Source organism: Butyrivibrio proteoclasticus P6B7, from assembly GCF_000622085.1.
GTDB lineage: Bacteria > Bacillota > Clostridia > Lachnospirales > Lachnospiraceae > Butyrivibrio > Butyrivibrio proteoclasticus_A.
On the sequence record NZ_JHWL01000009.1, the window covers coordinates 1 to 26,678 of the forward strand.

General features: G+C 38.4%; 39 protein-coding genes. 1 reads left to right on the forward strand and 38 read right to left on the reverse strand.

Annotated features, from left to right (window positions below):
* Positions 1-384 precede the first annotated feature (384 nt).
* From T541_RS0107605 to T541_RS0107760, 32 genes are all read right to left on the reverse strand, one after another.
* Positions 385-822 carry a GNAT family N-acetyltransferase gene (locus T541_RS0107605; RefSeq protein ID WP_026652141.1) on the reverse strand — a complete coding sequence of 146 codons (438 nt, stop codon included), beginning with the start codon at positions 820-822 and terminating at the stop codon, positions 385-387.
* 166 nt (positions 823-988) lie between these two features.
* Positions 989-1,954, reverse strand: coding sequence for a hypothetical protein (locus T541_RS22060; protein WP_051538150.1), 966 nt, complete (start codon positions 1,952-1,954; stop codon positions 989-991).
* Positions 1,951-2,547 (reverse strand): histidine phosphatase family protein, encoded by a 597-nt coding sequence (locus T541_RS0107615; RefSeq protein WP_026652142.1) that lies wholly within the window; start codon positions 2,545-2,547, stop codon positions 1,951-1,953. The genes T541_RS22060 and T541_RS0107615 overlap by 4 nt, the downstream gene beginning before the upstream one ends.
* Positions 2,544-2,888 (reverse strand): AAA family ATPase, encoded by a 345-nt coding sequence (locus T541_RS0107620; RefSeq protein ID WP_026652143.1) that lies wholly within the window; start codon positions 2,886-2,888, stop codon positions 2,544-2,546. The genes T541_RS0107615 and T541_RS0107620 overlap by 4 nt, the downstream gene beginning before the upstream one ends.
* Before the next feature lie 101 nt (positions 2,889-2,989).
* Positions 2,990-3,592, reverse strand: a complete 603-nt coding sequence (locus T541_RS22180; protein WP_026652144.1) for a rhomboid family intramembrane serine protease — start codon at positions 3,590-3,592, stop codon at positions 2,990-2,992.
* A 22-nt stretch (positions 3,593-3,614) separates the two neighbouring features.
* Positions 3,615-4,334 (reverse strand): glycoside hydrolase family 25 protein, encoded by a 720-nt coding sequence (locus tag T541_RS0107630; protein ID WP_026652145.1) that lies wholly within the window; start codon positions 4,332-4,334, stop codon positions 3,615-3,617.
* On the reverse strand, positions 4,331-4,918 hold the full coding sequence (locus tag T541_RS0107635; protein WP_026652146.1) for an RpiB/LacA/LacB family sugar-phosphate isomerase: 588 nt from the start codon (positions 4,916-4,918) through the stop codon (positions 4,331-4,333). The genes T541_RS0107630 and T541_RS0107635 overlap by 4 nt, the downstream gene beginning before the upstream one ends.
* Positions 4,919-4,977: 59 nt before the next feature.
* On the reverse strand, positions 4,978-5,538 hold the full coding sequence (locus tag T541_RS0107640; RefSeq protein WP_026652147.1) for a chromate transporter: 561 nt from the start codon (positions 5,536-5,538) through the stop codon (positions 4,978-4,980).
* Positions 5,535-6,107 carry a chromate transporter gene (locus tag T541_RS0107645; RefSeq protein ID WP_026652148.1) on the reverse strand — a complete coding sequence of 191 codons (573 nt, stop codon included), beginning with the start codon at positions 6,105-6,107 and terminating at the stop codon, positions 5,535-5,537. Before T541_RS0107645 ends, T541_RS0107640 begins: the two co-directional genes overlap by 4 nt.
* Before the next feature lie 339 nt (positions 6,108-6,446).
* A complete protein-coding gene (locus T541_RS0107650) occupies positions 6,447-7,064 on the reverse strand; it encodes a DUF4304 domain-containing protein (protein ID WP_026652149.1) in 618 nt (205 codons plus the stop codon).
* Between the two features lie 22 nt (positions 7,065-7,086).
* Positions 7,087-7,455, reverse strand: coding sequence for a fluoride efflux transporter CrcB (gene crcB / locus T541_RS0107655; RefSeq protein ID WP_026652150.1), 369 nt, complete (start codon positions 7,453-7,455; stop codon positions 7,087-7,089).
* 10 nt (positions 7,456-7,465) lie between these two features.
* Positions 7,466-7,735 carry a helix-turn-helix domain-containing protein gene (locus T541_RS0107660; RefSeq protein WP_026652151.1) on the reverse strand — a complete coding sequence of 90 codons (270 nt, stop codon included), beginning with the start codon at positions 7,733-7,735 and terminating at the stop codon, positions 7,466-7,468.
* 54 nt (positions 7,736-7,789) lie between these two features.
* Entirely contained in the window at positions 7,790-8,461 is a 672-nt protein-coding gene (locus T541_RS20650) for a hypothetical protein (protein WP_051538151.1), read from the reverse strand.
* A 3-nt stretch (positions 8,462-8,464) separates the two neighbouring features.
* Entirely contained in the window at positions 8,465-9,064 is a 600-nt protein-coding gene (locus tag T541_RS0107670; protein ID WP_026652152.1) for a hypothetical protein, read from the reverse strand.
* 233 nt (positions 9,065-9,297) lie between these two features.
* Positions 9,298-10,143 carry a CPBP family intramembrane glutamic endopeptidase gene (locus T541_RS0107675; protein WP_026652153.1) on the reverse strand — a complete coding sequence of 282 codons (846 nt, stop codon included), beginning with the start codon at positions 10,141-10,143 and terminating at the stop codon, positions 9,298-9,300.
* Between the two features lie 191 nt (positions 10,144-10,334).
* Positions 10,335-11,192: a CPBP family intramembrane glutamic endopeptidase gene (locus T541_RS0107680; RefSeq protein ID WP_026652155.1), complete on the reverse strand. Its 858-nt coding sequence runs from the start codon at positions 11,190-11,192 to the stop codon at positions 10,335-10,337.
* A gap of 18 nt (positions 11,193-11,210) precedes the next feature.
* On the reverse strand, positions 11,211-12,167 hold the full coding sequence (locus T541_RS0107685) for a sensor histidine kinase (RefSeq protein WP_197025152.1): 957 nt from the start codon (positions 12,165-12,167) through the stop codon (positions 11,211-11,213).
* A gap of 98 nt (positions 12,168-12,265) precedes the next feature.
* A complete protein-coding gene (locus T541_RS0107690) occupies positions 12,266-12,958 on the reverse strand; it encodes a response regulator transcription factor (protein ID WP_026652157.1) in 693 nt (230 codons plus the stop codon).
* A gap of 131 nt (positions 12,959-13,089) precedes the next feature.
* Positions 13,090-13,359 (reverse strand): helix-turn-helix domain-containing protein, encoded by a 270-nt coding sequence (locus T541_RS0107695; RefSeq protein WP_026652158.1) that lies wholly within the window; start codon positions 13,357-13,359, stop codon positions 13,090-13,092.
* Positions 13,360-13,378: 19 nt separating this feature from the next.
* Positions 13,379-13,831 carry a tRNA (N6-threonylcarbamoyladenosine(37)-N6)-methyltransferase TrmO gene (tsaA, locus tag T541_RS0107700; RefSeq protein ID WP_026652159.1) on the reverse strand — a complete coding sequence of 151 codons (453 nt, stop codon included), beginning with the start codon at positions 13,829-13,831 and terminating at the stop codon, positions 13,379-13,381.
* A gap of 25 nt (positions 13,832-13,856) precedes the next feature.
* Positions 13,857-14,240: a VOC family protein gene (locus T541_RS0107705; RefSeq protein WP_026652160.1), complete on the reverse strand. Its 384-nt coding sequence runs from the start codon at positions 14,238-14,240 to the stop codon at positions 13,857-13,859.
* A 210-nt stretch (positions 14,241-14,450) separates the two neighbouring features.
* Positions 14,451-14,906: a GNAT family N-acetyltransferase gene (locus T541_RS0107710; RefSeq protein WP_026652161.1), complete on the reverse strand. Its 456-nt coding sequence runs from the start codon at positions 14,904-14,906 to the stop codon at positions 14,451-14,453.
* Between the two features lie 25 nt (positions 14,907-14,931).
* Positions 14,932-15,948 (reverse strand): hypothetical protein, encoded by a 1,017-nt coding sequence (locus T541_RS0107715; protein ID WP_026652162.1) that lies wholly within the window; start codon positions 15,946-15,948, stop codon positions 14,932-14,934.
* A 110-nt stretch (positions 15,949-16,058) separates the two neighbouring features.
* Positions 16,059-16,532 carry a GyrI-like domain-containing protein gene (locus T541_RS0107720; RefSeq protein ID WP_051538152.1) on the reverse strand — a complete coding sequence of 158 codons (474 nt, stop codon included), beginning with the start codon at positions 16,530-16,532 and terminating at the stop codon, positions 16,059-16,061.
* Between the two features lie 26 nt (positions 16,533-16,558).
* Positions 16,559-17,029 carry a GNAT family N-acetyltransferase gene (locus T541_RS0107725; protein WP_197025154.1) on the reverse strand — a complete coding sequence of 157 codons (471 nt, stop codon included), beginning with the start codon at positions 17,027-17,029 and terminating at the stop codon, positions 16,559-16,561.
* Positions 16,995-17,822 carry a PHP domain-containing protein gene (locus T541_RS19140; protein ID WP_051538153.1) on the reverse strand — a complete coding sequence of 276 codons (828 nt, stop codon included), beginning with the start codon at positions 17,820-17,822 and terminating at the stop codon, positions 16,995-16,997. The genes T541_RS0107725 and T541_RS19140 overlap by 35 nt, the downstream gene beginning before the upstream one ends.
* Positions 17,819-18,355: a hypothetical protein gene (locus T541_RS0107735; RefSeq protein WP_026652165.1), complete on the reverse strand. Its 537-nt coding sequence runs from the start codon at positions 18,353-18,355 to the stop codon at positions 17,819-17,821. The genes T541_RS19140 and T541_RS0107735 overlap by 4 nt, the downstream gene beginning before the upstream one ends.
* A 32-nt stretch (positions 18,356-18,387) precedes the next feature.
* Positions 18,388-18,639, reverse strand: coding sequence for a TIGR04076 family protein (locus tag T541_RS0107740; RefSeq protein WP_026652167.1), 252 nt, complete (start codon positions 18,637-18,639; stop codon positions 18,388-18,390).
* Positions 18,640-18,657: 18 nt separating this feature from the next.
* Entirely contained in the window at positions 18,658-19,083 is a 426-nt protein-coding gene (locus T541_RS0107745) for a hypothetical protein (RefSeq protein ID WP_026652168.1), read from the reverse strand.
* Between the two features lie 15 nt (positions 19,084-19,098).
* Positions 19,099-19,698: an HD domain-containing protein gene (locus T541_RS0107750; RefSeq protein ID WP_026652169.1), complete on the reverse strand. Its 600-nt coding sequence runs from the start codon at positions 19,696-19,698 to the stop codon at positions 19,099-19,101.
* Positions 19,699-19,821: 123 nt separating this feature from the next.
* Positions 19,822-20,589: an alpha/beta hydrolase gene (locus T541_RS0107755; protein ID WP_026652170.1), complete on the reverse strand. Its 768-nt coding sequence runs from the start codon at positions 20,587-20,589 to the stop codon at positions 19,822-19,824.
* A gap of 84 nt (positions 20,590-20,673) precedes the next feature.
* Complete coding sequence (locus T541_RS0107760; protein ID WP_026652171.1) at positions 20,674-21,141, reverse strand: hypothetical protein; 468 nt, start codon at positions 21,139-21,141, stop codon at positions 20,674-20,676.
* 388 nt (positions 21,142-21,529) lie between these two features.
* On the opposite strand from T541_RS0107760, the gene T541_RS0107765 reads away from it, so the two are divergent.
* The gene (locus tag T541_RS0107765) at positions 21,530-21,763 is read left to right on the forward strand and encodes a sensor histidine kinase (RefSeq protein ID WP_081779900.1); all 234 of its coding nucleotides are present in this window, start codon (positions 21,530-21,532) and stop codon (positions 21,761-21,763) included.
* Positions 21,764-21,765: 2 nt separating this feature from the next.
* Here T541_RS0107765 and T541_RS0107770 read toward each other — a convergent pair whose 3' ends face one another.
* From T541_RS0107770 to T541_RS0107795, 6 genes are all read right to left on the reverse strand, one after another.
* Positions 21,766-22,500: a MerR family transcriptional regulator gene (locus T541_RS0107770; RefSeq protein ID WP_026652173.1), complete on the reverse strand. Its 735-nt coding sequence runs from the start codon at positions 22,498-22,500 to the stop codon at positions 21,766-21,768.
* 108 nt (positions 22,501-22,608) lie between these two features.
* On the reverse strand, positions 22,609-23,514 hold the full coding sequence (locus tag T541_RS0107775; protein ID WP_026652174.1) for a DUF2268 domain-containing protein: 906 nt from the start codon (positions 23,512-23,514) through the stop codon (positions 22,609-22,611).
* A 172-nt stretch (positions 23,515-23,686) separates the two neighbouring features.
* Positions 23,687-24,844: a transposase gene (locus tag T541_RS0107780; protein ID WP_242840760.1), complete on the reverse strand. Its 1,158-nt coding sequence runs from the start codon at positions 24,842-24,844 to the stop codon at positions 23,687-23,689.
* 493 nt (positions 24,845-25,337) lie between these two features.
* Complete coding sequence (locus T541_RS0107785; protein WP_026652177.1) at positions 25,338-25,556, reverse strand: hypothetical protein; 219 nt, start codon at positions 25,554-25,556, stop codon at positions 25,338-25,340.
* Between the two features lie 98 nt (positions 25,557-25,654).
* Positions 25,655-25,957 carry an HNH endonuclease gene (locus T541_RS0107790; RefSeq protein ID WP_026652178.1) on the reverse strand — a complete coding sequence of 101 codons (303 nt, stop codon included), beginning with the start codon at positions 25,955-25,957 and terminating at the stop codon, positions 25,655-25,657.
* An 81-nt stretch (positions 25,958-26,038) separates the two neighbouring features.
* The gene (locus tag T541_RS0107795) at positions 26,039-26,644 is read right to left on the reverse strand and encodes a regulatory protein RecX (RefSeq protein ID WP_026652179.1); all 606 of its coding nucleotides are present in this window, start codon (positions 26,642-26,644) and stop codon (positions 26,039-26,041) included.
* Between the last annotated feature and the right edge of the window lie 34 nt (positions 26,645-26,678).

Genomic DNA, 26,678 nt, shown 5'->3' on the forward strand with positions numbered 1-26,678 from the left:
TAGAGCTTTTCAAATTTTGGATGCCAAGAAAAAAATGTGCTACGTCTATATCTTTATTTTTGCTTTTTAAGCAGTACTGAATCTCGCAAATTAGCTTGTGGTCAACTTTTGTCCGCCTGATCTTACTGCTAAAAACAAGTTTTCTGTTTTTTTAGCAGTATACTTGTAACTAGTTTAGTTCACCAACTCCAAATCCTTACTGCTTTTTCTATTAAATCAAAAATAAAGACGTTGGCCCGAAAAAATCTCTACATCTTTTTTACAGAAAATGAATATAGGGCCGTAAAATCCTCCATTTAACCAGAAGGAAAACCAACCAGATAATCCTCAGAACATGCAACTTTTAAACTGAGTTTGGTTGTAGTTTAAATTGCAATATATTGCTTATAAAATCATTCTCATAGAAGCCACGCCATCAGTACAATTCACTTCTTCAAATCCCATACGCTTATATAATCCATATCCAATGCTCATCACTTCTGGTTTGGTAGTAAATGTGACCTCCTTAAAGCCTAATTTCCTGCTTCTATCCAGCATCTCATTCATAAGAACTCTCGCATAACCTTTGCCGCGATAATCTGGCTTAATATAAAGTCTCTTTGCTTCACATGAGTCATTATCTATACGCCTAATCGCTATAGTAGCTATAGGATTCTCATTTTCATATCCAATCAACAATGCTCCATCTTTATAATATGTGCCAAGATCAGCTAATTCCCTATCCAACGATACAAAACAGCTCTCAGCACCTTTAATCTCTGAGTATTCCCTTATCAGATTCTTCGCCACTTCGTAATCTTTACAATCCTTTATTTCAAACATACCGTGCTCCTTTTCTCTGATAGTAAGTTTTACTGGAAACAATAATTATCTGACAATCATCGCGGGAACCACGGAATACACCTGTTTACCCGCTTGCAATACTCCTTATATTCATCTCCGTACAAATCTGTAAGCCACTTTTCTTCCGTTCTTTTAAACATTACAGTCATCCATATATAAAACCTTGTTGTTCTCGTTTCCCGTTTAATCCCCTAAGTCTAATCTCATCCAACTGATCCACTGATAGGGCTCCTGCCTTGTAAAGCTTAAGGTATTCATTCTCTATCGAACTGTTGAAAATCAGAAGATCATCGGTATTGATCGTAACCTCAACACCATTTTCCACCAGTGTCTTTATTGGATGATGCTCATAATCCTTAGCATAGCGAAGCATTACGTTACTGGAAGGGCAGACATTGAGCTGGATGTGATTATCAGAAAGAAATCGCATAGTGTCCTTTGATGAAGCAGCGCCAATTCCATGGTGGACTTCATCAAGTCCCAGGACTTCGACAGCTCTTTTTACATCATCTGCAGTTCCCGACTCGCCGACATGCATTATCTTAGTAAGGCCGTACTGTTCAGCCTTTCGATACAGGGGAATGAAGGCTTCAAATGGCTGTATATTCTCACCGCCACAGACATCGATTGATTTAAAGAATCCCGTATTTACATACTCATCAATTGCATCTGACGCAGAAGCCATATCGCGGGATGAGATATAAGTAAGTTCCGGTTCAAAAACCGATTCCGGGCAGTGTTTCATGTGAAAGCCCTCTATCATTTCCCGGAATTTAGCCATTCCACCTACAAATTCAATCTCCTCGGTTCCGAAATTCATTGATAGTCTTCTAATGTTGTTGCGTCCTGCTTCAGCAAAGGAGCCTTCCCATCTTAAGACTATGCCTTCATATCCTGAGCAATAGGGTTTCACATAGGTTGTGAACCACTTCTGCATACCATCAAGTCCGTCAAAGCTTTCCGGAGGAGCAGGAAAAGAATGCCCCGTTTTCTCTTCAACCCACTTAAGCCTGCAACCTTTGGTTGAATGGTTGTGCAGGTCACTCTTAGGTGCTTTCAAAAGTTTGTCTATGTTATTCTCAATTAGTCCTTCAGCAAATAAACTAGTCATAGCCTTTCTCTTATCCCCTCTAATTCCTCTATACTGAATTCTATAGGTGACGCATTGTCAACCTCAATTGTATGCGACTGCTCAAAAGGTATATTTCTTTTCATAGCAAGAAGCGTCATGATTACAGCTCCGTGGGATATTATCAGGAGGTTCTTATCTGAAGAAGTGTTGTGCTGACCAAGAATATAATCAAGTGCTTTAAACAGTCTTTCCATAACCATTTGATATGATTCGCCGTCAGGGGTGCAATTATATCTCTTATTTGAAAGCCACAGCTTATGCTCTTCATCATATAAAGAAAGAATCTCATCCCAGGTATGCCCTTCAAACAATCCCAGATTCATTTCTTCCAAGCCTCTAACTATCTCATACCCTGTATGGAAGTGTTCATCTATTATCTGCGCAGTCTTAACTGCTCTAGCCTGGTAGCTGGTATATATTTTTTCAAAAGAAATATCTTTTTCCTCAAGGTTTTTGCAAAGCAGCTGTGCTTGCGCTATTCCATTTTCATTTAATGGAATGTCAGTTGTGCCCTGCACTTTTCCTAGAGTATTCCAATCTGTTTGTCCGTGTCTCGCAAAATATATCTTCACAATTCCCTCTTTTCATACTCCATGCTAATAAAATCTTTGGCATCCCCAGAAGTTGTAAATCTTTTACGGAGTGGTACATCTAACAGTATGATGTAATCACATTTTTCAAAGCTCTCACGCAACAGCTTTCTTGGTGATCCTTCTACAATCCAGTTATCACCATTTATTATTTCTTGGAATAGTTCGTCGCGATCTTTGTCACTGCGCTTTTTATCTCCTTCTGGAGTGCGCTCCCAAACAATATTGTCTTTCTGATAAAACGGAATGTTATATATTTCTGATAGTTCTCTTGCAAGTGTAGTCTTCCCACTAGCAACAGATCCTATGATATCTAGTTTCATTATTACTCCCCCAAAAGCTGCAATTAATCTGCATATTCTAATACTCCCATCTCAATGACCTCCTCTTTGTTCTCAAGCAAGAAATCTTTAAGAATTTGACGTTATTCCAAACATGATTTCCGCTTAACAACAAGTCCCAATAACATTCCCACGCAAAAGCCCGTTAAGTGAACAACAAACGTCCCCAGGCTCAGAAGATTAGATATGATCAAATAACATAATAGATATCGATATCCTCTAAGTCTCTTGTACTCATCCAATAGCGAACAATCCTTAATCAGCCACATCGCCATCATTCCCAAAAAACAGAATATAGCCGGAGATGCACCGTACATATATCCCTTAGGAAATATCAGTAAAAAGATAGCGCATGGAACAATTAGTCCAACATGATAAATTAGAATAATGGAAATCCTGTTTAGCTCTTTTTCGATAAATGAACACGCATACCACAATGCATAAACATTGGCCATTAAATGCCATATAGCTGGATGTAAATACCCATAAGAAATTAGTCTATATAGCTGCTGATCAACAATTAGATTATCCCGGGATGCTCCTAAAAAGTCTACAAGTCTTCCGCCGCCGGTCAGAATTATCATAATCAAATTGCAGTCTCGTGAAAGTACCAAGTTGGCAAAGAATACCGCCACCAGAATTATACTTATCACTGTCGCAAAAATGTTGCTACGAAACTCCCCCATATTATCCTGTCCCTAACATAATTCAGTAATAAGAAAAGAACTCACTTTCATCTCCGTAAAAGATATTCATATCGATGTACCGTTCCTCTCCAGAGTATCCGGACAACACATGACGGTTGGAAAACTGCCAGAAAGTCCAACGAATTGATGAATCTGGCTTGCCATATACATTTCTGATCCATAGATCATAGCCATCAAAATCTTCCTGTAATATTTCCCACCATTCTTCTGTTGTGTATATAACTGGTTTCAATCCATAAAAAGACTCCACATCTTTCAAAAAGACTGCCAGCTCTGTAATCATTTTTTCCTTATCAAGATGTTCTATATCACTGTAATATCCATAGGGTTCAATATCCACTACAGGCGGAAGCATTCCCTCCACTGCAATTACTGTCCCACAAAAATTCTCAGCCTGCGTTGATCCAGGAGAATCCAAGCTAAAGAAATGATATGCTCCGATTCGTAATCCTTTATCCTGAGCCTCACTCCAGTTTACGTCGAATTGCTCGTCCTTAGACTGTGATCCCTCTGTAGCTTTGATGTAGGCAAATTGAATATCTTCTTTTGCAAGTGTATCCCAATCTATCTCTCCTTGATAATGAGAGACATCAACTCCTCGAATCGGATATCTTTCCTTTGACGGATTATTTATGTGGAGCACGCCTGTATACAAAAGAGCTAAACCTAATCCGCCCAAAAGTAGCAAAGCTACAATCATTAATAATATCTTTTTCTTCATATCATCCTCACAAACTGCATAGCATCCTTTTTTGTTTTTATTCTTTCCAGCTGTGACGGATCCAACCTATCTAGTAATTCGTTCATAGAGACCTGTCCTGCTCTTCTAATCTCTTTTAACTTCTCAGTATCCTTAAGCTTCCTTTCCGCCTCACTCTTTGGATAGCCCTGTCCAAAAGGCTCTGAGAAAAGAGCTTCAATTGTCTTTTCAAAGTTGTCGATGCCAGTCCATGTATAGTCTTCGCCTAATGGCAAAGATATGGCATTGCCGTTGTTAATCTGTGCAAACAAATACGCATCCCTTGGTGTTGGCGCATATCCGCAGATTACTCCTGGCATGCTATTACAAGCAAGCATCATGCCCTGACCAGATGAACAGCCAGTGACAACAAAATCAACCACGCCACTTGAAAGCAATATGCCAACAAGAATTGAAATGTCTATATAAGAATAGTTATTCTTTTCATCTAGCGTGCAGCCAAAGTTAATAACCTCTGAACCCTTCGGCGCATACTTAATTACAGTATTATAGATCAGATCATTTTTATTAGCTTGAGAACTAGCTTGAATGATTCCTATCTTCATTATCTGTCTCTCCACTTCATACCCATAGATTTAAAAGTCGTTCCATTTATGGTTAACAGCTACAAAGCATACGCTACAACGCCCACCAAAGCTGACAAGCATATTAGCATAATGGGATTGATAGCTTTTTTCATAAATTTCCTTGAACCAAAATACACAAACGCAATACCACAGGTTAATCCAATGGTAAGTACGTCTATTTTGCCATCGACTATTAGTCCGCAGTTCTTTAAAATCATAATTGCGCCAGTCACTAAAATAATGCCAATAATACAAGGCTTCAAGCCACTTAAGGCAGCTTGTACGTATCGGTTCTGAAGGAACTTATTCATAACTATCATAATTATCAGAATGATAAAAAATGCAGGCAACACTACAGCTGTTGTAGCTATAGCAGCACCTAACAAACCACCTTTTTCACTTCCTACATAGGTGGCCATATTTACCATGATTGGTCCCGGCGTACTTTCACTTATGGCGATCATATAGGTTAGCATTTCTTCATCGAGCCAGCCGTGTGCCAAAACAACATCTCTGATAAGAGGTATGGCAGCATACGCTCCTCCAAATGAAAATAATCCCACTTCAAGGAAGCCTATAAAAAGATCTATATATATCATTTCTTTTCACGCTCCCTTCCAAGATTATTGATGGAAAAAACCACAATTCCTATAACTGCAGATGCAAGCATTAGAACCATTGATGAAATGTTTAACGCAAAGATATTTATTAAAAGCATAGCTACAACAGCCAAGCATACCATGATAATTTGCATTGGCTTTTTCTTCATCTTATGAAGCATTTTAAGTGCCGCATCAACAATAAGAATTCCTACTGCTATCTTGATTCCTTTAAAAGCATTAGCCACCCATGTTATCTCTAAAAATCGATTTAGGAATTGTGATATCATAAAAATAATGATAAACGAAGGTAAAACCATCCCAAATGTTGCAGCTATTGCTCCTGGAAGCTTTCCCCTCTTATATCCAACATAAGTAGCACAGTTAATCGCAATGGGTCCTGGTGTGGACTCTGCTATTACTGCAACCGTCATCATCTCATCATGTGTTATCCATTTTTTATTCTCTACGCACGTATTCTCAATAAGAGAAATCATTGCATAACCTCCGCCAAAAGTGAACATGCCAATCCTGGCAAAGGTAAAAAATAAATCTATCAATACTGACAAAGCCAGTCCTCCATTTTACTCTCATTTATTGACAGTCAATCTCAATTCCAAGCACATCATTAACGGCGTGCTCATAGTTTACTGGTTCTTCCATGCCCTCAAGAATGATGACATCTTCAAATCGCTCACCGTCTTTTCTTGTGGCTGTGGAATCTGTTGGAGTTTCTGTTGCACTCTCTATAGCAATCTCTGTAGCATCCTGTACAGCCTCTTCTACAGGGATTGGTTCCTGCTGAAGTCCAACCTCATTTTCACTTGCTGCGCCACATCCTACAAGTGCCGCACCACACCAAGGGCGCTAATCAAAACTTTCTTTTTCATAACCTCTCCTCCTCTTACCTAAGATAATTTCTTTGGCAATTTAAAAGTTTCTATGTTACTAAGAACTATTGCCTCATCCCACGTATCTTTTTCTATTGCATCTAACCAGAAAGCCTGCGTATCTGATAAACGACCACAATGGCTTTCACGTTTTTTCTTTTGTGTAGTTAGTTCTTTTCTTATGGATTCTAGATTCTCCATTTCTTCAAACCATGGTAAAAGAACTATCTCTATTGCCTCGATAACATTATTAAAGCTCACTTCAGCAATCTGCTCATTAGCATAATCCCACCAAACATCTTTATCGCATATGAGCTTTCCCAGTCTGTCTCCTAAGTCAAATGAGAAAAAAGCATGTGGAACATATAGAGAGGTCAAGGCATAGTTAACTGTGAAAGTCCTTGAGCCGTAACGTTCTTTTTGCAAATCAATGTATTCCAATACATTAAGCCGATTTCTTCTTAGATAAGAATTGGTCTTATACTTAACGAATCCTTTTTGCTGCAAGAATGCATCAAGTCTCTTCTTCTGTATTTTGAACGTTTCGTCAGCTGCTCGTTTATCTATTGATGCAAGCTCCTCATCAGATCTGATAGCTCCGCTTACATTACCTTTTAGTTTGAATCTATTAAACATGTCGTCCCCTGTATATCTGTGTTTATAGGCTTATCATATCTGCAAGTTTCTTGCCACAATAGATGCCAGCGATACAACAGATTACACTTAATGCCACATATAATCCACCATACACATATTGTTTTTTATCAAAAAGATTGAATGCCTCAAGGGAGAATGTAGAAAATGTAGTAAAACCTCCGCATACACCTGTCTTCCAAAAGAGCACAGTATTCTCTGATATGCCTTCTCTATTGCTTGTTATTCCCACTATAAATCCAATTAGTATTGCTCCAAGAATATTGGTAATAAGGGTTAAAACAGGAAATCCCGTCTTAACAGGAATTAGACTTATTGTGTATCGTGCCACTGCACCCAAAGCACCTCCAAGTGCCACAAATAAAAAACTCATATCTATCTCCTCAAAATTCTTCCCACTTTGATGTTCTGTGCCCATTCTCGTCAAAGCCGCTATAATGCACAGTTCCTGGACCATGCATCAGTATCATAGGTGGTATCCCAAGAACATTTCCAAGGCCTTTAATATCCGCAGCTGTAGGTTTCTGCTTACCAGCTTCGTATTTCTCTATAGTCGCAGCTTCGATACCTGTCTTCTCAGAAAGCTCAGCCCAAGACAATCCTAAGGCTTTTCGTTTTTCCGATATCAATTTTGCAAATGAATCTAGTTCCATAGTTTTTCTGAACTCCCTTCTTATGCCCAAATGCGCACAAAAACTATTTAATCTCTAGATCAGGTACTCATAAACTTCAAAGGGAGTCCAGATCACAGGCTCGCCCATACCCTGAATCCAGTCGCAGAACTTCTCTGCTTCTTCAAAAGAATTCTGGATAAGCCCTGTCTCGCGGCTCAATTTATAATTGCAATCCGTATGCTTCTCAATCTCTTCATTAAGACCATCATCAAGGTAGCAGTCAAACCAAAATGCTCCTGGACCACCACATTCACATCCAAGGATATCTATGCCTAGGTACTTGCGTGGAACTGAGCACTCTTCACCAGCTTTATAAGTTTTGAAAGTCTCTCCCTCCGCATACTCATCAAAATACTGGTCGCTTGTATATACACCAACTATCTTAAAGTCTTCAACTTTTTTAAGATAACTACGCATCTTTATAGCTTCTTCTAGTCTGCTGAATTTTCCGTAGGGCGACATCAATCTGCTATGTAAAAAATCCGAAACCAAATTGCAGAACTCTGTAAATTCATCATCTGTAAGTTTTAAATACTCTTTATATTCAATTTTGTCCTTCTTTGGAATATTTGCCCAAAAGCATTTAGTTAAATCCGGGAACAGATCATTTACAAACTCGCCCACTGATAATATTTGATCAACATCAAGCTTTACGTAATCCGGCTTCTCAACCGGCTTTACTATGTAGTAGCCAAAACATTTCATTTCCTACGCCCTGCTTTCATCATGTAAAAAGATATTGTGCTCTTCCTCTACATAACCATGTTTTGTTAGAACATCCTTAAGTGCATTAGCATCTACGCTCATAGTTTTACAGATCATATCCCAGTTTTTTAGGATTACTTTTTCTGGATAAACCTCTTCTAGAATCAAGTCATCTATCGCATCCCAGCTATCACCACAGCAAGTATCATCAAGTCCAAACTTAGTCTTAACTAGTTTTCTAAGCATCTCGCCATCAGAAGCCAATTCGCAGTCGATAACAATTTCTTTTACCTTTTCATTCTTTTTACGTAGATACTTGGCTGCAAAATCTGTTCTGTCAGAATCCATGATTAGTTCAACATATGCATCATGGATACTTTCTAGTTCATCTGCATTTTTTTCATTCATGTATCTTTCAATCTCAGAATACATCCTGATTTTTGATTCTTTTTCTACAGGTGAGTAATCAAGTATTGTCTGATACGCATCCGCATCCAAAAGAGCTTCAAAGACGTCAGTGTTATCGTAAACAAAGCTCACAAAAATCTCTGCAGGAATATACCCTTTTACAAAAAGTGCTGTGCACTCAATAAATCTGTTCATAGCTCTTTTCCTCTGCATCTGTCACATTAAAATGTATGCCCGGTCTATTATCGGTATAGCATTGTATTATCTCATCTTCGTACAACACTTCCGTACGTTTTCCCCCCATAGAAAAGCAAGCTTCTAACACTTATTCATGATAATACCATATCTAAATGCAGTAAAAAAGAGACTTTCCAGAGAATCAGCTCTAGAAAAGTCTCTTTATTCCATAAGTCTAATTAGTCTTTATATTATGCAGCAACTTCAGGTGTCTCAGTCTGCTCAGTCTTTGCAAAGAACTTTTTGTAAACGATAACAGCAAGTGCTGAGAACACTACGAAGATGATAGTTGCTTCAATAACGTTAACTGCTCTTCCTAAGAATGCTGGTATAAAACAAGAAGCTGCATTATTGATAAAGTGCATGATGATTGCAGGAATTACTGAATTGTACTTATATGCTACGAATCCAAGTAATAATCCCATAGGAATTGTATAAAGGCTCTGCATTGGGTTCATGTGCATAAGTCCAAACATAAGTCCTGAAAGAACTACACAACCTACAATTCCAAATGCTTTCTTTGAACTCTTAAGCATTAAGCCTCTTAATGCTAATTCCTCAGCAGCTGGTGCAAGAAGTACTACTGCAATTATTGCAAGGACTGGATTTCCGCCTGTTGCAGCTCCCATTATCTGGCTATATAATTCCATGCTTCCTGGGATAAGAACTGTGATAGCCTTTACAAGGATCAGAACAAGACCATAGCAGCCAAGTGCTGCGAATGTAAGGAATGCAATGGACTTCACATTTGCTACCTTTTTAAGTCCTGATTCATAAGTTCCAAGTTTCTTATCTTTTCTTACGTATCCAAGGTAATACCACAGACCAAACACTACTATGCAAGCTACCTCGCCCCAGAATGTTATTGCAGATGCCTTTTCAGAAACATAATTCAAAATTTCTGCCTGGTCAGTATATTTTAAGGTTGCTGCGACCCCAAATATCATTCCAATAACCATCTGTACTCCCAAAAGCAGCATGACAATTCCTAATCCTGCAAAAACTGCTTTTACCTTACTTCCTTTTGTTGTTTTCATACTCATTCTCCTTCTTCATATAAAATAATATTTTTAATCCTTTAAATAAAAGAAACTTCAATCTGGCAACAATTCCGCTTCATGTTTTCGCGCTTTCCCTTGCCCGATGAAAACATGATAATTCGGAATCATTTCCGCAGATTGAAGTAAATCTTAACGTAACCTTATTTTTATATTATTTTTTTAAAGAACTATTCTCTTAAAGAATGAGTATCCTTGCCATACTTATCAGGGACAGGTAATTTCCTATAAATAAGAATTGAAAGAGTCAGGAATACAACAACAAGAACAGCGCTTACAACTGGTGATAATCCAGACTCAAATATCTCATATATTATCATCGCACCTGCATTATTTATCATAAGCACCAGCATACCAGGTACAACTGAATTAAATTTATAGGAAACAAACATCATCACAAGACCAAATGGAATTCCATAAATCGTCTGCACAGGATTAAGCATTATTATCGCAAAAAGAATTGCTGGGATAATAACGCAGCCTGCCATTCCAAAGGATTTCTTCATACTTTGCATTATGATGCCTTGAAAAGCAAAGGCTATGGACGTGGATGCCAATAAAACCATCGATATGATATTTATAGGATTAGCCTCGGATACGCCTGATATTATTGTTGACAATAAGTCACCACTTTCTGGGAATATCATTATTATCAGATCGGCTATATGTCTGTCTAAAAGACCTATCGCCAGTGATGAAAAGACGATAAAAGCAATAACTTTTGCATCACATATTTTCTTAAGCCAGGGTTCATAGGTACCTGCAAGCTTATCTTTTTTAACATATCCCAGATAATACCAGACTCCAAATAATATCGTGCTGATAAAATTTGAGATAAGCAACATAAACGGTTGCAATTCACTGATTTTACTTAGCAGGGTTTCCTTATCCATGTCAGCTGTATACATAGTAAGTGTCACTACTACGCTAAAGATTATTGATACGGCCAGTTGGATCAATAAGTAAAGCAGTGCTATACCAACCGCTCCAAATACTATTTTTACTTTATTATCCTTTTTTGTTTCCATAATTATTTCCTCTCCGGATCAGTCCAAAGGCAAAGTCACTACAAAGCTTTTGTAACCATCTTCCGGATTTTCTATATATTCAAGACTTCCATTATGAAGCTCAACAATTCGTTTGGCCACTGATAATCCAAGCCCGCTTCCACCGCTTTTACCCTTTTTGTAGGGCTCAAAGATGTGGGTCTTTAGGTCGTCTTCCAGAAATGGACCATTATCTGAAAAGCTGATAACTGCGCTTCTATCCACTTTCACTGATACTTTAAAGGTGGTCTTTTCGGGATTATGTCTGATGGCATTATTTATAAGGTTTGTAAAAACACGTTTCATCTGCTCAGCGTCATATTTGCAAGAGACACTATCTGGTATGTCAGGCTCAAGGATCATCTTTCTATCCTCGAATCTATAAAACATATCTGCTAAAATTCCTCGGAGAAATCCTGCAATGTTGCCTTCTTCCGGATAAATCTTATAATCAGTGCTTCCGTATTTGGCATAGCCAAGCATGTCCTCAAGCTGAACATTGGCTGCCTTTATCTGTTGCTCGATTATGGTCAGATAACGATCCCTCTCATCCTCAGATATATCTTTTTCCTTGAGAAGTCTTGCATATCCCATTACCATAGTCATCGGAGTTTTCAGATCGTGGGCGATACCTGCGTATAACTGTCTGTTCTGTTCCTCGTTTTGCTCTCTGAGTGTCTGAGCCTCTTTTAATTTAAAGACCATGTTGTTGAAAGCTTCTTCCATCTCTGCAAATTCAAAGCTGTCCTTAACTTCCATCTGCACATCAAGATTCCCTGAGCTTACCAGATTCATATTATCTGCTATTTTCCTGGCGGGTTCAGAAATATTTTTTTCCAAAATATTAGCAAGTCCCCAGAAAAGAAAATAAGTTACGATTATGCTTGCAATGGTAATCTGAGTACCAATATCCTTGCTGATACCTTCACTGCCATAAAAGCCATCTATAACTCCCATCAAAAATTCCTTGATCTTATCAATAAATAAGATAAGTAAAAAAACATATGCAAGAATTATTATCAGAAATGATTGCAGTTTCCATTTATACTTAAGTCTCATTTTTCTTCCATCCGATATCCCAAGCCTCTGATAGTGTGGATATAATCATTTTCTCCATCAGATATTTTGGATCGCAATTTGCTTATGGCAACCATGATGCTGTTATCATCAGGGAACTTATCGCTTTCCCAAGCTGCCTCATATATCTGATCCTTGGTAAGAACCTGTCCGATATTGCTCATGAAAAACTCTGTCATCCTGTATTCCAGCGCAGTAAGTTCTACGGACTCATCATTTTTATAAAGACGCTTTAATGAAGGATTAAGCCTTAGTGCCCCGCAAATAAGCTCTTTTCCCTCTTCCTGACGATCATAACCATAGCACCTGCGGAGAGTTGAAAGAACTCTTGCCGCAACCTCCATTGGATCAAAGGGCTTAACAATATAATCATCTGCGCCAAGATTAAGTCCCTTTATTCTGTCCAGAACATCGCCCTTGGCGGTAAGGAATAACACCGGCACATTGCTCTGCTTTCTGATCTTTTCAACCAACTCATAGCCGTCCATAACTGGCATCATTACATCTGTAATGACAAGGTCAAAGTGTTCAGCATTGAACGATTCATAAGCTTTACTGCCATCATATTCTTCTTTTACATCCATATTGTGCATCTCAAGACAGACCTTTAGGAGCCCTGCTATTTGAGGTTCGTCGTCAACAACTAGTATTTTGTACTTCTTATCAGGCATAAAAAACTCCCTCTTACCCACTTTTTCTTTTTATAAATATAATCATAAATCCGGTTTATTTCTGTATATTGATGTAAACCTTAACGTAACCTTAACTTTGGTCAAATCATAATCACGTCAATATGCTCTCCTCAAAATTCTTCCCACTTTGATGTTCTATGTCCATCCTCATCAACGCCGCTATAATGCACAGTTCCTGGGCCATGCATCAGTATCACAGGTGGAATATCAAGAGCTTTTCCAAGACTTTTGATATCTGCTGCGGTAGGCTTCTGCTTTTCAGTCTCGTATTTCTGTAAAGTCGTGACAGTGATACCTGTCTTAACAGAAATGTCCTCTAAAGATAGGCCCAAGGCATTTCTTTTTTCCGATATCAATTTTGCAAATGATTCAAGTTCCATACAAACTTGAATTTGTTAATCAAAAATAATGTTCCATCAAACGATCAACCCATTCAGGAACTGATGCATCTTTCCTATCATATACAGGATAATATGGCTTTATATCTAAAACAGGAGTTCCATCTACTGCATCAAGACCTTCAACAACAATTCTGTCTTCAGAAACGGAAACTATTTTTACAGAGGTTATTCCGATACGGTTAGGTCTATCTTTTCCACGCTGTGAAAAAATCCCAACTAATGGCATGTCATCTCGATTCTGAGGCCTTCTTTGAAGGTGCTTGTCCTTTTCATACTTCGCTTTATCAAGATGATAAATGATATTCACATGAGAAAAATCTTCAAGTCCTTTCAAACCGGAGATATACTCTTCATCCAATATTATAGAAGAAGCGTCTTCTCCCCAAGAAACATCTTTTCTGTCCTTTACTTCATTTCTAACATATCCAATTGGTTCCATTTCTATTATCATAATCGTCTCCTCAAATCCCGATTTATTATTTAGTAATCTCTATCTGATTCCCTTCGATTGCAACTATGCAGCTCTCATAGTAGCCATCTCCTGTAGTTCTCGGTCCGCTAACGACTTCATATCCTGCTGCCCGCAATCTCTCTGTCAGCTCATCTACCTTCTCCTTACTGCCTAAGGAAAAGGCAATATGAGCATATCCTGTTCGATTAAGAGCTTTCTCAGTGTCAATCAGCTCAGGCTTTGTCATGAGTTCCAGTCTCGCACCATCCTCAAAACTTATAAAGAATGATTTAAAATCAGTTGTTTTATTGTGATAACCATCATTTGATCTGCCGCCAAGATAGTTGACAAAGAAATCTTTGGCCGATTCCAAATCATTTACGTAAAGAGCTACATGTTCTATCCTCATATTCTTCTCCAATAAACCTGAATTGTTTACATCTTTAATAAATTCATAACCAAAGTAGTCATAATATCTTTTTCATCTGGATTAGATTCTGCAATCATAAGTGTAATTGCTACTAATGCTCCCGATTCTATCGCTCCAACTCTAATATGTGAGATTTCATCTTGAATCCATACTTTTCATACAAATGAATGGTCGGATTACCACTTTCTCCTATAGTTTTGATATAACCATACATTCTGTTGAATCAGTAAATCCTAATTTTTCATAGAGCGGTCTACCCAATGATGTTGCATCAAGACTGATTTCAGTTGCACCCTTTTCCCAAGTTTTCTCCATTAACAACTCAACCATCTTTTGAGCAATCCCCTGACGACGATAATCATGTCTTGTATATACATTCATAAGATGGGCCCGTTTTCCAGTTGGGTGACTAAATGTTGGCATTATCCTGAAAAAACTCATGGATGCGCAGCCAATAACATCATCTCCATTGCTGGCAAGAACAGTCATCTGATTTCCACTCAAAAAGTAGTTGCGACTTTCATTGATTATTTCATCTGAATATTCATAATCCTCTGGTAGATTATTCACCACCTTAAGCATCTCAAGACGAATGTTCATTAAACTCTCAATATCTTCTTTTGTTGCAATTTTTATTTCAATCATTATCTTCCCCTGCAAATCCCGATACTCATCTTAGTTTTTCGACTTCTTTGTCTTCTCTTAGATTAATCATTTTCTTAATTTCTGAAATTGCCTTATCGTGCACAGCTTCATCATTAGAAATCTTCACGTAGAATTTCTCGTTATCATATGAAGAATACTGCATAAAAAGATCATTTGAATACAAGGTCTCAAAACTACGGATTTCTTCATATTTCTGGCAGAAGATTTTGTCTTTATATGTTTCGTAAAGAAAAGGAGCTGTTGTAAATAGCCTAAAATCAACTCTGTCATCCAGTGCTTTCAGCATCATTGGAATGGTTCCCATATAACCTGATTCAACCACTACAATTCTTTTCTGTTTGATTGAACCAAGAAGATTAAGAAGTAGTTCTTTTAACTCCGGATAATAGTCAAAAGAAGAAAGAATCTCCCCTTTGCAGTAGGTAAAGTATTCGTCAAATCTTATATATCCATTTTCCAAAGCCTCATAAAGAGGAATGCGTACGTCATCATCCGCGCCTTCTTCTTTTGTTATATCTTCCAAAAATTTACGGCTGATCAGCCATGGATAGAGATTGTCTTTGTTCCTGCTTTTAAAGAATACATACGGTAGAATCGCATCCCTCATCAGAAAAACATATGCTGTGTCTTCTTCATGTCCAATCCATTCGCAATATCTGTAAATCGTCTCTAGAAAAGGGTTGTCAGAATCACTACTGCAACTCCCAGCATCTGATATTAGCTTTTCTATTACTTCCTCCATTTCGTATTCTTTATTGTCATATAATGTATCAGGCAATCTTTCGTGATCAATAGGGAAAGGAATCGCACCATTATTTTTCAAAACTTCTCTCAATCTTGTTATACATGAGAAGTCAGTCTCCATCCTATTATTAAGATTTGTATATCCTTCATCTGCCAGATCATCCAATATTTTCAGAAGCTGCTTTGCTTCATATATTTCAGATTCAGAAAGACTATTATTTTCATACTCTTCCAGTTTCTTTTGATAGTATTTTTCGTTAAATGATATAAATCCCATAGCTGTCCTCCTAAGCTGCAATAACCACATTAATGGCGATTTCTTTTTTTATTAAACTTGATATATGTTCTCTAAATCTGAGATGGTAGCTGTTCTGTATTCTTTCATTCTCACTCCACTGGAAAAAACAATTTATTCTGCCCAGTTGCTGGTTCTGTAAAATCACAGACCGCACCTGCAAGTTTCATTCCAAGGTCTGGAATAAGGCTTGTAATCACACGTTTAAATATCTCGCTATAGTTATCAGAATTCACCTCAGTCACAAGATATTTTCTTGCTGGCATAACCCACTTTGTCCATCCATCTGGAGTCTCAGTATCTTCATCTACTTCAACGCCTGCCAAATACAATCCTCTGGAGAAATCGTCTGTCCACGGCATAAAAGACATCGTTTCATCGCTCATGGCTCCCCAGAAGCCAACAAAAGAGCCATCAGCGTTTTTCATTGCGACATCTGCAATTTCGCTGAAGTTGGAATTGGCTTGCTGCCACAGATCCTGAACTATATTCTTTTCTTTCGTGCACAAGCCTTCTTTTCTAATAATTGCAATTTTAGGTAAATCAACAATATTGTAATTAATCATTTGGATTTCCCCCTATAGGTTGGAATTTATAGCTCTTTTTTCACCATAACTACTTCATCATTCTCATACTCAATTTCAAATCCATTCTTAAGGAACAGATGATAGGATGGATTGTCTGCGGCGATATCATCGTGAAGAACTGTGACTCCGTTTTCTTTTGCAGCTATGATCAGCTCCTGTATTCCTGCTGTGCCATAGCCTTGTCCGCGAAAGCTAGCAAGAACGATGACATCACATATATAAATATCTCGCGACCTATCATAATGGTATGCGATCTCACCAACAAACTCATTTTCTTCGTTCACCAAATAGCGGTAGTACCTGTTAGTTCCAGGATTTCTAACCCATGCATCGTACCATGGCTCCCACTCCTCTTTGGGAAAAGGAATTGTTCCTCCCCATTTGGCGTTATAAGACATAGTATCTTCATCTGCCATAAGCTTTTCTCTAAACCAAAGATCTTCAAGCTTTGGTTTGTATATCGTAACAATCGACATTAGTATTTCCTCCGTATTTCATAAGTTCTTTTATCTTATATCCCACATCTTCCGGGCGATGCGCATCTGAAGAGGTAATGATCTTTACATTGTGTCTTCTAAGCGCTTTAATTAGCTCTTTGTCCATGCCAAGGGGAGCTGTATCTGGGCATCTTCTTTGAGCACCGCTATTCTGGTCAGCATACATATTACTGTCAGAAAGAGCTATCGCAAGCCTTTCATAGTAATCTGCTAGATCAAAGGATGGTCTGTGTCCAAAAAGCTTAATGGAATCAGGATGACCTAGCCCATCAAAAACTTTGCTTCGTGCCAGGTCTATGGAATCTTCGAAGTAGTCTCTATAGATCTTATCAACATCGATTCCTTCCCATAACTGCGCAGTATGGTCAAAGGCAAAGTTATCTACAAAATGAATGCTTCCAAGTAAGAAGTCAAAGCCTTTATCCTTAGTCTGTTCTTTGATCAGTTCTTCATAATCCTTGAAATAACACACTTCAAGACCAAACTTTATGCTGACAGGATACTGTTTAGACCTGACTTTATCGATTAGATCAAGGTACTGTTCATAGCTCTTTTTACAAGCCTTTCTAATAAACCAGTTGTTAACAAAATCGCTGCATGAACGCACTGTGTCGTACATGGGCTCGAACTCTTTGAACATGTAGTTGTGCTCTAGAAGCCTTATCTCATCAAGTTCCATCTCGACCGCTCTGTCAACAAACTGCTGAATCCAGTCCAAAGTGTAGTCGCCATTTTCTATGTGTATATGTCCGTCTATCAATCTTCCTGTCATAGCGTTATCTTTTCCAAAAATAATTGTCTATTGCCTTCTGAAACCGCATCTTTAAAAGCAAAGTCTTGCTCGTTGATTAGCTTTTTGAAGCCTTCATAGGAGTCTATAGTTTTAAAGAAGTCTACGCAAGCGTCGATATAGCCTATGATTTCTCTAAACAGGTCATAGTCTATATCATGAATATCGTAATTTGCAGGACGTATTCCTAAGTACAACAATCCTTTGTTCTCCATACCTTTGCTGTCGTTGGAATATCCTGATGTTACTATTTCAAAATTCACAAATTCTCCAGCAAGATTCGAGTGGGATGACCAGAAAGCCATCTCAGCATTTAAATACTTTCCTTTCCACTTGACCTTTTTCTTTAATGTTTTATAAGATTCTTTGCCAGTGTAGTAGTGTTTTATTTCCGCGCATACGGCGTCAAATATGTCCTTAGGGTCATGATCAGAGGAAATGTGATTTAGAATACTGTTCTCATCCCATTTCCAATCAATATTCTTTTTGGTTGAGTTTATGATTATATATGACATTTGGAATGGTTCTCCAGATACTCTGTGCTCCGTTAAATACTCTCGATTTCAAAAACAACTGATTCATTACAATCCACGCACTGATATGGACCCTTTTTCAAATCTCCACCTCGTCTGAATGCATAGATAAATGGATATATAGCGTTCATAGCCACCATGCAAACATTGTCGCTATGCTCTTTATCAAGCATGCTTCCTTCAAAGCATATAACGTCACCAACTTTATATTTGGGACATTTGCTCTCAATTACGGTAACTCTTACTTTTTTGTCTGTGTAACTCATGTCAGTCTCCTTAACGTTCTAATTCTCGTCTGCCTCCTTATCGTAAACAAATATCCACTCTATTGGCGCTTCCTTCTCATTCCAGTCATAGTCTGAGTCAGTATCACCCAGCTCAAAGCATATGCCATCTACGCCTCGGATAAGGTAATCATCAAATTCTTCATAGTATTCATATCCAAGTTTAGTTAGTTCTTTTAGGGTATCTCCGATTCCAATGACATCCAAATATTTACTTTCGAAACCTAAAGATACTCCTACCTGCTGCAAGGCATCATTTTCATCAAAGAAAAACTGGGCATTCTCAACATGATATACTCTTACGTTGTTAACCCGGTTTTCTGTTGTATAATCGCTTATTATGTTTTCAAGCTCTTTACTACTCATTCCTAGTAGAAAAGGACCTATTCCTACATTTGAAATGATTTTTCCTTCTCGTATTACCATTAGTGTAACCTCGCATTATTCTCCACGCTCTGGCCTATAATTATCCTTATCCACAGCCTCGTATATATCCATACCAATCTTCTTTTCAAAGTAGTCCTTAAGCCACATATTGGAATCCCACTTAACCTGAGGGAAATTGCCGTAGCGTCTTTTTACATCATTCATGCGATCCTCGATATTGAGTACGCCCTCGCTTCCAGCCAGTGCATCGCATAGCTGGATCAGCCTGTCATACTCATCAAGAGTAATGCTAGCCAGCCCTGACACGATCAGCTCATACTCCTCATCCGAAGTATCAACGTTTCCAATATATTCTTCCACCTTGAGATTATTAAATGAATGCGTAAGACAAACCCTGCCCACCTCGTCGTAGCTAAGGGACATCATATATGAATAGCCATCAGATACGTGGCCCAGATGTCTTACCCCAAACTTTCTTCCGATATCATGCAAAAGACCTAATATATAAGCCTTCTCCGGATCTAAATCCTCACACAGCTTAGCAATGCTTTCAGCACAATGAGCTGCAACTCTGCTGTGATCTCCCCATGTTCCAATGTTGCACTTCTCAGCTTCTAGCAATAATCGTTCCGCTTCCTGTCTTGTTGGCAGCATACCTTTTTCCTCCTCCATTCGCCCCATAGTTCATGAGCCACTAGCTCTTTTTCCTTGGTCCATTTTGCTTAAATTCTAAAGCCTGCCCCAAGGGCGAAGTCAAAAAGAACCGTCCCCACTGACTTATAACAACGGAAGCCAATCCAAAACTTTCTTTATCTGACTGTCCCAGAAATCCCAGTCATGTCCGCCATCTTCTTCATCCCAAGTAACGTCAGCTCCGTTTTTTCTCAAGAAATCCCTAAAATCAACATTTACTCCCAGTAAATCATCCTGCCTTCCGCAAGACATGTAGAACTTTGGAATTTCTCTTTTTTCTCTAAACATATCTTCAGCGGCAATCTTTGGATTAAGATTGGTCTTTGACGCTTCTTCCAAATTGTCAAACAGCCCAATATTAGCCTCTTCCGATAAATCATCAAATATATGCAATGCAGAAGATAAACCGATAACATGACTAAAAGTGTCCGAGAACACGATACCGTTTCTCAACGCTCCATAACCGCCCATAGAGAGTCCCGCTATAAAAGTGTCTTCTCTTTTGTCAGAAAGAGGAAACATCTGCCTTGTAATCGCTGGTAGTTCATCTCCAATAAAGGCCTCATAATCGTTCCATGGTGTTCTTGACTTAAAATAAAAAGCGTTATCTCCTGAAGGCATAACAACTGCAAGATTTTTCTCCTCTGCCCATTGTTGTATGCGTGTTCGGCTTACCCAGTCCGTATAGTTTCCTAAAAGCCCATGTAAAAGGTAAAGCGTTTTAAACTTCTGGTCTTTCTTCATCATGTATTCGTTATTATCCGCATCAAATCTATCCGCCGGCAAAATCACATTAAGCGGAACAAGCCTGAACAACGCCTTTGACATGTAATTTACTTGTATTAGTGCCATAGTAATCCCCCCTTTTAAGCCATTATCTTTTTAGTCCAATATTAGTGCCTGTAAAAACAGTTCTTTTGTTATATTGTTGCACCCTTACTTAACAGACTCTTCAGAAAACCAGGCATCAAATATATCATCCGGAAGCTTTCCTGAATCATCAGCACAAACTGCTTCATACTTATAGTCTGCATCAAACCCACCTGTTTTTACATTGTAATAAAGCTTCATTTCCGTAGGCATAGGTCTATTATGCTTTTTGCATAATTCCTGAATACTTTTCAGATCTTCTATAAGCACTTGTATAACAGCCTTTTGATTATCAATAGTTGTAAAATACTCAGGATGCTCCCCTGGTGCATCATTTATCTTATGCTTGCGAAGACACATATTATTAATTCTATAGAAAACATCTGCTGATAACATCTTTGGTTCACAACTACAATAGATATAAATCATGTCCGCATAATTCTCGACATACTCTAAACATATATCAACCATGTCTGCTTGAAGTTCAGAAAAATAATCTTCAAACACTTTTGTTTTTTTCTTCTTAAAAAACATTTAAAAATCCTCCTATAAGGTAGTACAAAATAACAATATTTATCCTATCATTAATAGTACTTGTTTTCAACGAAAGCGCATAACCATGCGGTTTTGCTTCTAAAACAAGCGTAAAAAGAGCAGTTATCTCTTTTGAAATTGATAACTGCCCTTTGACAAAATCATTGTATACGACGCTGAAATGGCGCACAATTACTATTTTATTCTATAAAGCCTACAGCTGATAATTACAATCACAGCAACAGTTCATTAACTCCTCATCATGCGTGACTACAATGATTACTTTTCCTCTTTCTGCCAGCTTCTTTAAAAAATTGACACACAGCAGCATGTTTTTATAAACACAGGGATATACGAACTTGATCAGATAAACGTTGCAACTGAAGGAATGCAAAAAGAGCTAGTTGCCACCATGGAAGATAAATGGAAAAAGGAACAAGACTCAAAGGCACAGATGGCCCAGATAGCCCATGACCTCAAGACTCCTCTTACAGTCATCAGAGGAAACGCAGATCTTCTCATGGAGAAAGACTGCGACGAGGAGTCCAGAGAAAGCCTTGAAGCCATAGTCCGTAATTCTGAAAAGATAGCCATGAGCGTTCTTGATATTCTCGAAAAGTAACATCACTTTCCGCAATAAATCTTTATGGCCTGATATACAAATGAAGCACACCCTTCGCCGCCCATTTTATCGATATTATCAGTAAACTCACCACCGCCATCATAGATTTTACCAAGGCTATATAGAATATCATCTGTGCAGGTGTAGAGATTATCAGTAATATAGTCTTTCATCTTTTGAACAAGCTTTTGAGCCTTCTTTGACGAAGGATCAGAAGCTTTTATCTCACCGAATTTACCAAAGATCTTCATGAAGTTCTCCATTACCAGCTGGTCATGCTCCTTGGTCCAACCCTTGCTCTTTTGGGCAAATTCTTTGTACTGAGGAGTCTGGTTCCACTGCTCCTTTGCACGCCTACTGTATTCATCAAACTTACTGGAATCAAATATCGAAAAATCCAGAGCCACGTGCTTAAAGCCAATGGCCCGCATTCCCTTTGCCAAGGTGATCAGGTTCTCAATATGCTCCTTCTTAAGTTCCAGCATCTCAATCTGCTGGCTCAGCGCCTTCTGCTTATCAAAGCCCGAGCTATTTACGATGGCCTTTATATCCTTCAGCGGGAACTCCAGCTCTTTGAAAAACATGATCTGCTGGAGCTTTTCAAGTTCTGCATCGTCATATAATCTATATCCTGCCTCCGTGTACTTGGCAGGTCGCAAAAGACCTATCTTGTCATAGTATTGCAATGTACGTATGCTCACGCCTGCAAGCTTACTTACTTCATTTACTGTTAGCATATTCCCTCCAACATTCAATTCTCATCCAATACACTTATTCTCTGTCATATCCTTTTTCAATGCATCTAAAGCCATTTCATACAATTATGATAATCATCAAATTCTCTACTAATTCCAGAATTCCTGCACCTGCTTAAGGATTTCATCTGCAGGAAGAATTGTAGCCTTCTCGATAGGAACACCTGTCTTTTCAAGGTAGTACTTAATGAGGTAGTAGCCAGTGGCATATCCCGCACAATAAGGAAGTCCCACCTCCGGGAAGTGCTGTATTCTTGCCATTTCATCACCATACAGGTAAGAAGTGATATTATCAAAGCCTGTCACAGACAGTCCGTCATGAATGATTTCTTTTATCAGAGGCAGGAGCTCTTGATCAGTCTTGGTAACCCATGGGCCCAGGACCTCTTCTCCAAATATGGTTGTGGCGTAGTTCTCAGCAAGTCCTTCGCTGACGATCATCTCCCCAAGGTTAATATCGTTGGTCCACTTGATGTACTGATATCTGACATTGTGATTGGTCTCGTGGGCCAGAGCCGCCGGAAGCCTTCTTATGGTCTCTTCCGATGGGATAAGCCATCCCATGATATATCCAGGAATTCCGCCATCTCCGCAGTAGCCTTCATTCATGACTGTGTAGGCATTCTGGGGATTAGCCAGGAAGATTGAGAACAGGTACTCTGAAACCTTTAATTCTACGCCCTGTTCTTCGAATCTCTTCAGCGCCACTTCTATTGCCTCCTGGCAGGAATCCCACATTCCTTCATCCGACAGTTCTTTTATCTGTCTGTCAAAAGAGCTGTCTATCTCAGATGGAGGCATGAGCCCCAGCCTGTTATTAGCCATGATGATATCGTATCCCCCTGGGTACTTGGCCACCATTGGAATGTGATAACAGTCCCACTTGCCTTTAAAGGGCATCATCATTTCATAGCGGTATATATCATCTTTTTTATCTGGATCTGCCAGCATGATCTTAGTATAAATATCTGGCGAATAGAGTCTCTTTACGTTCATGATTACCTCCGGTGTCGTGAAATACTCCGACTTAATACTTCGTATTTGAAGTCGGAGCTTCCTGCTTCAACCACTACTGCATTGGCTACGATGATACGTAACTCAATGTCTTACACAATGTCCACAGGCGTATAAGTTCGGGCTAATTCCATCCCTACTGTAATATTTGTTTTTAAGCTACTTCAGTCAGTAATCGTAATCCTTCGTTTAAGATATTGATAGCTGAATTTTGGTCACGATTCATCGTAAGACCACAATCGCATACCATTTTACGAATGGCTAAATCCTTCATTTCTGGATGTATCGTACCGCAACAATGACAAATTTGTGATGACGGAAACCACTTATCTACTTTTACAAGATATTTGTTTCTTTCTGATAACTTATATTCAAGCATCGACAGAAACATACCGTATCCATTATCAAGAGTAGCTTTGCCGTTACCAAAACCTTTATTTGACATAGATTTCATGTTCAGAGATTCTACACATACAACATCGTACTGATTGGCTATCTCAGTAGATATTTTATGCAGATTATCTAATCTCTGATTAGAGATATGTCTATGTATTTTGTTTACTTTACGGAGTTGCTTTAGGTAATTATTGGATTTGATTTCATGCTTTTTAGAGCCTTGCATACGTGACAGCCTACGTTGTGATTTAGCAAGCTTATCATGGCTTTCACGATAGTATTTGTGATTTGTACCAATGTTACCGTTATTATCTACGTATAAACCATCAGAAGCATAGTCCAAACCGATAGCGTTGTTTTTATCTGCCACATAAGTGTTTGCGATATCTTCAAACTCAAAAAGTACAGAGATGTAATATTTACCATCTGATTCCTGTGATACAGTGGCAGACTTAATAACCCAACTATCATCAGGGATTCGATGGATAACAGCTTTTACCTTGCCAATCTTAGGAAGTTTGATGTACTGGTTGTCTATGATAGCAACAGTACCTTTCTGATTGTTTGTAGTATAAGACTTACGGCTATGCTTGGCAGACTTGAATTTAGGAAATCCGTTCTTCTTTTTACGGAATTTACTAAATGTATTACGGAATGCAGCCTGTAAATCCATCTGCTTATTTGCAAGAGCGAGACTATCCACTTCTTTGAGATAAGGATAATCTTTTTTGTATTTGGCAGGTGTTACAGTTGGAAACTTACCTGTAATCTTATAGCTTTCAATCTTATCGGAAAGCATGAGGTTATAGATCTTACGGCAACAGCCAAAGGTCTTGGCAAACATAACACTTTGTTCAGTTGTGGGATATGCTCTGTATTTGACAGCTCTGTTCATGTATACAATTATAGCAAACATTTGTTCTTTTGCCTACATAATAAGTGCCGTGTTTATCGCAATTCATCCCACCACCTATAGAGGTGGGGGATTTCTTGCTCACGGCGTGTTAAACATTATGTCATTGAACATGTCCATAAATAATATAAACTATAACGTTACGTCATAGTCAACCAATTATTAATAAGTAAGCGTCAAATGACGTGCCTATGATTTAATCCGCTACTATGGTTTACTTTAAAAAACTAAAAAAACTAACTAGTTTTTTAAAGGTAAGCGTCAAAAAATCATGATCATTTATAACCACAAAAAAGCATGTTGCTTGCAACATGCTCGCGCCGAGCGCGGTTGCATTTATGCAACATTTACCTATCGCGCGAGTGCGCATCCATAGCGGAGCGTTTTTTATGATATAGGAATTTCAGAGAAATTTCCTATATCATAAAAAAGCCATATGTCGGCAGCTTGTTACTACCAACATATGGCTTTAATTCTTTTATTATCTTACTTGCTATTACTTTTTAAATAATCCACCAGCGATATTCTTGATATCGCCCAGGTCTAACTTGCCATCGGCAACTGCAGACTGTACTAACTTGATATCTGCTTCGCTAACGTCAATGTTAGCCTTCTTAAGAAGCTCTTTAGCCTGCGCTGGATCAGCCTTAGCTATCTGCGCCATTAATTCCTTGTTACCATTAATCTGTTTGAGAATTGCTGTTATGTCTCCCATTTTGGTTCCTCCTCCAACTAAACAAACAACTGTAACAAACATATTATACTACATATTATTAGAGTCATTAGTTCTTTGATTGTATATTACTCAGATTATTATTTCGAATACTTGTTAGCATGTTCTCTAGAATATTCATTAGCGCTTAAACGGTACTGACTTTTAAGATATGGATAGTACTCTTCTACGTCAACAAGCCTTGAACCCTTCTGCTTATTGCAGTTCTTACACAGCGGCAGGAGGTTTCTCTCGTCATCTTGTCCACCACGATACTTCGGTATGAAATGTTCTATAGTGACATTTTCTATCGCTATAGCTCTGCCGCATCTTGCACAAACTCCGTCAGTCTTAGTTAGTACTATTTTCTTGATTGAAGACTTCTTTTGCTTTATTCCCCTCATGACCATCCCCCTGAATCAGCATCTATATCGCCGTTTCAAATCATGACTAACCAGTAATCTTTTAGTTACTTTTACCCCTCTTTAGCTATCCATGGCTCTCCTAACAGAATCCATGCTGTATCCACGTCTTAGTAGAAATGCCATGATCTTCTGCTTATCCTTGTACTCCATATCTGGATCATAATGCTTCTTTTCAAGTAGTTTTTTGATTTGTTCCTGTTCGACGTCGCTGTCCTCTTCTGAATATAGTTCCTCAATTATAGGTACGATTACGTCCTTGTTGATACCTTTACCTATAAGGTCCTGAATTATGCGATTCTTGCTACGAAGAGACATATGGTATGTAATATAGTCCCTGGCAAAACGCTCATCGTCCAGGTAATGATATGACTTAACGTATTCAATAGCTGCATCTATGGACTCTTCAGGATATAATCCTTCTGCCAACTTATCCCTTAGCTTCTTCTCTGTGTAATCCTTCTTGAGAAGAAGATTCATAGCTCGCTTGGTTGCGCGCTTTGGAAGAAGTTCTGAAATTATGCTCTCATAATTCTCTGATGTTATTTCTTTATCTTTCTTGATATCATAATCACGAAGTTCTCCACTATACAGTACAAATGCGAACTCGCCATCTATGTACACCTTTTTTCTCTTTTTATCAAATTCAACAATGTCTGTAACTATCATCGCAAGTAATTCCTTTTATATTATTCTGTTCCAT